This window comes from Dethiosulfatibacter sp. (assembly GCF_983023055.1).
The window spans coordinates 1-5,897 of the sequence record NZ_CEZJXU010000117.1; the positions used below are offsets into that span (position 1 = coordinate 1).

Annotated in this window: 8 protein-coding genes and 1 riboswitch; all 8 genes read left to right on the forward strand. The window is 36.0% G+C overall.

Going from position 1 to position 5,897, the window contains the following annotated elements:
• The first annotated feature begins 88 nt into the window (after window positions 1-88).
• Window positions 89-203, forward strand: a riboswitch (FMN riboswitch).
• Window positions 204-293: 90 nt separating this feature from the next.
• The 8 genes from AC3AX0_RS05655 (at window position 294) to AC3AX0_RS05690 (ending at window position 5,877) form a co-directional block, all read left to right on the forward strand.
• Entirely contained in the window at window positions 294-905 is a 612-nt protein-coding gene (locus AC3AX0_RS05655) for an ECF transporter S component (protein WP_487549333.1), read from the forward strand.
• A 157-nt stretch (window positions 906-1,062) separates the two neighbouring features.
• Window positions 1,063-1,539, forward strand: coding sequence for a tRNA (adenosine(37)-N6)-threonylcarbamoyltransferase complex ATPase subunit type 1 TsaE (tsaE, locus tag AC3AX0_RS05660; protein ID WP_487549334.1), 477 nt, complete (start codon window positions 1,063-1,065; stop codon window positions 1,537-1,539).
• Window positions 1,520-2,215: a tRNA (adenosine(37)-N6)-threonylcarbamoyltransferase complex dimerization subunit type 1 TsaB gene (gene tsaB / locus AC3AX0_RS05665; protein ID WP_487549335.1), complete on the forward strand. Its 696-nt coding sequence runs from the start codon at window positions 1,520-1,522 to the stop codon at window positions 2,213-2,215. The genes tsaE and tsaB overlap by 20 nt, the downstream gene beginning before the upstream one ends.
• Window positions 2,216-2,218: 3 nt before the next feature.
• The gene (rimI, locus tag AC3AX0_RS05670) at window positions 2,219-2,665 is read left to right on the forward strand and encodes a ribosomal protein S18-alanine N-acetyltransferase (RefSeq protein WP_487549336.1); all 447 of its coding nucleotides are present in this window, start codon (window positions 2,219-2,221) and stop codon (window positions 2,663-2,665) included.
• 9 nt (window positions 2,666-2,674) lie between these two features.
• Entirely contained in the window at window positions 2,675-3,331 is a 657-nt protein-coding gene (locus AC3AX0_RS05675; protein ID WP_487549337.1) for a YIP1 family protein, read from the forward strand.
• 96 nt (window positions 3,332-3,427) lie between these two features.
• Window positions 3,428-4,441 carry a tRNA (adenosine(37)-N6)-threonylcarbamoyltransferase complex transferase subunit TsaD gene (gene tsaD / locus AC3AX0_RS05680; protein WP_487549338.1) on the forward strand — a complete coding sequence of 338 codons (1,014 nt, stop codon included), beginning with the start codon at window positions 3,428-3,430 and terminating at the stop codon, window positions 4,439-4,441.
• 47 nt (window positions 4,442-4,488) lie between these two features.
• Window positions 4,489-5,337, forward strand: coding sequence for a fumarate hydratase (locus AC3AX0_RS05685; RefSeq protein WP_487549339.1), 849 nt, complete (start codon window positions 4,489-4,491; stop codon window positions 5,335-5,337).
• A gap of 9 nt (window positions 5,338-5,346) precedes the next feature.
• Window positions 5,347-5,877 carry a Fe-S-containing hydro-lyase gene (locus AC3AX0_RS05690; protein ID WP_487549340.1) on the forward strand — a complete coding sequence of 177 codons (531 nt, stop codon included), beginning with the start codon at window positions 5,347-5,349 and terminating at the stop codon, window positions 5,875-5,877.
• The last annotated feature ends 20 nt before the right edge of the window (window positions 5,878-5,897 follow it).

The following is a 5,897-nucleotide window of genomic DNA, read 5'->3' on the forward strand; positions in this document are numbered from 1 at the left end:
TTAACGCAGCAAAGCTGCTTTCTTGAAAGAAAATAGAATGATAATTTGAAATTGGTTGACAAATACAAAAATAATGCTATAATTATGTTAGAATCTTCGGGGCAGGGTGTGATTCCCTACCGGCGGTAAAGTCCGCGAACCTTATGGTTGAATTGGTGAAATTCCAATACCGACAGTTAAAGTCTGGATGATAGGAGATTAGTATATTAACATATTATACTATCGATTCGTGCCTCTGAGGATTTCAGAGGATTTTTTTATTCTCTGAAAAATCAGATTTGGAGGATGTTTAAATGTCACAAAAAACAAACACTATGAAAAGAGGATATGTCAAGGAAATGACAAAAATATCTGTGCTGTCTGCAGTTGCAGCTGTATTGATGCTAATTGAATTTCCGTTGTTTTTCGCACCGGAATTCTACAAACTTGATTTAAGTGAAGTAGCTGTTCTTATTGGAGGATTTGCACTTGGCCCAATGGCGGCAATGATGATTGAGCTGATAAAAGTTCTGTTGAATCTTGCATTAAATGGTACGGTTACAGGTGGAGTAGGAGAGGCTGCGAACTTTATAATTGGATGTTCATTCGTATTACCGGCTTCAATCATCTACTACAAGAACAAAACAATGAAGTCTGCAATTATTGGTATGGCTATAGGTGTTTTCTCAATGGCTGTTGTGGGATCACTAGCAAATTATTTTGTATTGTTGCCTGTATATGCAAAAGTCTTTGGAATGCCAATTCAAGTTTTCATCGATATGGGAAATACTTTAAACAAATCCATAGTTGACTTGAAATCATTTGTACTATTTGCCGTTGTACCTTTTAATATTGTAAAGGGTATAATAGTGTCAGCAGCAACAATTCTTATCTACAAAAGAATTTCACCAGTTTTGCACAAATAAAATATATCAAGAAATAAAGTGTTAAGACTCACGAAAAGACTAGTATTTGATCCGGTTTTTTCATGAGTCTTTACTGTTTTTCAGGGATTTCATTTTTTAGTTGATGAAATCCAATTATATGGTTATAATGTACTTATGTTTTTTAAGGAAGGATTATATGATTGAACTAATAATAGAAAATTTAGACGATATGGACAAATTGGCCCATACAATAACCACTTGCTACAAACCAGGAATGATTATATGTCTTGACGGGGATTTGGGCGCAGGAAAGACTACGTTGACCCAGTTCATAGGTAAGCATTTGAATATTGAAGATTATATTACAAGTCCTACATTCAATATAATAAAAGAATATACGGACAATATGGAATTCTATCATATGGATGCTTACAGGCTGGAAAACTCAGATGATGCCTATGACCTTGATATTGACAGATATATATATTCTGACGGTCTTTTTATCATTGAATGGGCTGACAGAATCAGGGATATTCTTCCTGACTACAGCGTTTACATAAATATTGTCTTCAATATTGAAGACAGTATGAGAAAATTGAGCATATCAGGAAAAGGTAAATACTATGACTGTTTGCTGGAGGAGTTGAAAAACAATGAAAATTTTAGGAATTGAATCATCATCAATAGCAGCATCTTGTGCAATATCTGAAGACAACAATCTTCTCGGGGAATTTACATTGAACCACAAGCTTACCCATTCTGAAAAGCTGATGCCTCTTGTTGAAAGTTTAATGTCGTCTCTTGATGTTAATATTTCTGATATAGATCTTATAGCAATAGACGAAGGTCCTGGTTCCTATACAGGTCTAAGAATTGGTGCTGCCATAGCAAAAGGCCTTGCCTTCAGTAAGAATATTCCACTTGTAAATATAGCTTCAACAGAAGCTTTGGCAAACAATATAAAAACAGTTGATATTCCAATTGCAGTTCTTATTGATGCAAGAGGTGAAAGAGTCTTTTACGGTATATATATAAGAGCAGGTGATAAACTCGAGGAGCTTGAAGAAATAGATTCTGGTACAATACAGGAATTTCTTCAATTCACAAATGAAAAGTACAAGAAAATGATTTTCACAGGAGACGGTGCATTGAAGCACAAAACCCTAATAACTGAAAAATTCGGAGAAAAGGTTTTAGTAGCTGATGACTATGACAGTATAATTAAAGCTTGGTCTTTGTGCAATCTGGGATATAAAAAATATTTTAAAGGACATAAAATAAATTCAAAGGATTTTTCACCAAACTATTTGAGACCGTCACAGGCGGAGAGAAATCTTAAGAAGGACTAGAATATGAAAAAAATTAAATTTATTAGGGCAGAGGTAAATCATCTTGATGCAATCATAAAAGTAGAAAATAAATGCTTTACTGCTCCGTGGACGATAAATATGTTTCTTTCTGAGTTGTACGGTGAAAATGCATTATTGTATATACTAATGGAAAACAATGTTGTTGTAGGATATATTTCTCTTTTTAAGATCTTTGACGAACTTCATGTAAACAATATAGCAGTTGATCCGAGCTTTCAGGGGAAGGGATATGCAAGCATGATAATGGAAAAGACTATAGAAATTGCAAGGAACTTGTCAATAGCATTCATTACCCTTGAGGCTAGAAAGTCAAATACTCCGGCAGTGGAACTTTACAAGAAATACGGATTTGAAACATTGGGGTCAAGGAAGAATTACTACAAAACTCCCAAAGAGGATGCACTTATAATGACAAAAGAACTTATATGAGGTGGTTTTTTGAATATATTGAATGATTTTAAAAATCTTGTTTTGCACCCAGTTGGTTTTTATGATGACTTGGCTTCCAGAGAAGAAAGGAGTTTTGCCGTACCTTTAATTGCAGTTTTTATACTATCTGTGATATCGGCAATTATTGTGAAAAGTCTTTATATGGAATACTATGCTGAGATTTCGCAGGGTATTGACACTGTTTTCGACGGTGACTTGTCAAAGGAAATTCAAATTCAGGGATTAATAAGCATTGTTGTAGCTGGTCTGGCACCACTTGTTGTAATATTTGTCAAGTCATACATGGTGAACGGTATAGCTTCCTTTGGTGGTTTTGGAAATTTTAAGGATTCGTTGACAGCAATATCATATGCATATCTGCCTGCAGCTGCAGGTACATTTATTGCATCATTAGCAGCCGTACTTTTGGACCACTATGGATTTAACTTCAGTCCCGGTTCAATTTTGGAGTTTGGCAACAATATAACTATCGCAACTGTGCTATTAAAGGAATTCGACATATTTGTAATATGGTATGAAATATTGGCAATAATAGGAATATCTAAAATATATAGAGTTAACTACAACAGATCATCTTTTTTTATACTTGGAACATGGTTCTCATGGATACTGATATCGGTAGGGTTTGTATTAATGACAATCTAGGAGGAAGTTTTAATACAAGACCCTACAATCCATTGGATAATCTTCCAAAATAGATAAAAACTAATTAGGAGTTACGGATCATTCCGTAGAATTGATATGCAAAATATAAAAATACTTGCCATTGAAACTTCCTGTGATGAAACATCAATATCCGTAGTTGAAAACGGCAGAAAAATACTTTCCAATATAATATATTCACAGATAGACATACACAAGACTTTTGGTGGAGTTGTACCTGAAGTTGCATCCCGGAAACATATAGAGACAATAGATGGAGTACTTGAAGAATCATTGAAGGAATCAAATGTAAGTCTTGATGAAATAAGCGCTGTAGCTGTAACCTATGGACCAGGTCTTGTTGGAGCCCTTCTGGTAGGTATAAACTTTGCCAAAGCGCTATCATATGCAATTAACAAGCCTCTCATAGGAGTAAACCATATAGAAGGGCATATCTGTGCAAATCTCATTTCAAACAAAGAACTTGAACCTCCTTTTCTAACTCTTGTAGTTTCAGGCGGACATACGCATCTCGTAGTAGTGAAGGAATATGGTAAATACGAGGTTGTGGGTAAAACAAGGGATGATGCTGCCGGTGAAGCCTATGACAAGGTTGCAAGATCTTTGGGACTTGGATATCCAGGAGGACCACTTATAGACAAGATTGCTCTTGAAGGGGACAGAAAAGCAGTAGACTTCCCGAGAAGTATGCTTGAGAAGGACTCCTTCGATTTTAGTTTCAGCGGACTTAAGTCTTCTGTCTTAAACTATCAAAACCGTATGGCAATGAAAAACATCGAATACAAGGTTGAAGATGTAGCAGCAAGCTTTCAGGAGGCTGTAGTTGATGTCTTGGTTAAAAAAACTGTAGCTGTTGCAAAAAAATTCAGAATTAAAAAAGTGACCATGGCTGGAGGTGTAGCGTCCAATTCTAGGCTAAGGGAAGTTATGAATAAAGCATCAAAAGACAACGGTTTTGAATTCAGCTACCCGCCGGAAATATTATGTACCGACAATGGAGCCATGATAGGATGTGCAGCTTATTACAAGTATCTCAAGGGAGAATTTTCCGACAGCACATTGAATGCATTTCCAAACCTTAAGATTGATTAGATTATTTAGTTAATCAAATGAAAATAATACTATTTAAGGAGAATTGAATGATTAGAAAAATTGATACTTCTCAGATCAAAGAAAAAGTTAAGAATCTTTTTATCAAGGCAAGCTATGATATTGGTGATGATATGATTGAACTTCTCAAGTCCGCAAAGGAAAATGAGGATGGAGAAACTGCTAAATACGTGCTTGACCAGATTATTGACAATGATATGATAGCCAAAAACGAAAGAATTCCAATGTGTCAGGATACTGGAATGGCCGTTGTTTTTATGGAAATAGGAAAGGATGTTTTTCTTGAAGGTGAATTTATCGAAGATGCCATAAATCAGGGTGTAAGAGAAGCCTATGAAGAAGGCTTCCTAAGAAAATCCGTTGTTGATGATCCTGTATTTAATAGAGTAAATACTAAGGACAACACCCCTGCAATTATCCATATAAGTTATGTAAAAGGTGACAGAATAAAAATCACTGTTGCTCCAAAGGGATTCGGTTCAGAAAACATGAGCAAGATAAAGATGCTCAAGCCTGCAGATGGAGTAGAGGGAGTAAAGGAATTTATTTTGGAGACGGTAATAGCAGCGGGACCCAATCCGTGCCCACCAATAGTGGTAGGTGTTGGAATAGGAGGTACCTTTGAAAAAGCGGCAATACTTTCAAAGCAAGCCTTGACCAGGGAACTAGGTGAGAAAAACCAGGATGAACAATACAGCAGCCTTGAAGAGGAACTCTTTGGAAAAATCAACAAACTCAACATTGGACCTGCGGGACTTAAAGGAAAGACTACATGTCTTGGTGTTCATGTTAATTATTTTCCAACCCATATTGCAGGAATGCCTGTAGCTGTAAATATCTGCTGCCATGCATATAGACATGCCAGTGTGGAAATATAGGAGGTATATATGCCAATCAAGGAAATCAATCTTCCATTAAATGATGAAACTGTAAAGACTCTAAAATCCGGTGACAGGGTATACCTGAATGGGTTTCTCTATACTGGAAGAGATGCAGCCCATAAAAGAATAGTGGAAAGCATAGAAAAAAATGAGGAACTTCCATTTGAGTTGAAGGATCAGACAATTTACTATGTAGGACCTGCTCCTGCCAAGCCGGGATATGTAATAGGACCTGCTGGACCTACTACAAGTTACAGAATGGATCCTTATACAGTAAGGCTTCTTGACTTGGGACTTAAAGGAATGATAGGAAAAGGCTTGAGAAGCAAAGAAGTTGTAGAAGGAATCAAAAGAAATAATTCAGTTTACTTTGCAGCAGTTGGTGGAGCAGCAGCTCTCATTTCAAAATCAATAAAGTCAAAAGAACTTATAGCATATGAAGATCTTGGAGCTGAAGCAGTATTTAAGCTTTGTGTCGAAAAATTCCCTGTAATAGTGGTTATAGATTCAGAAGGGAACAATCTCTACGAAGACTAATAAGTATTTTATTTTCCAAA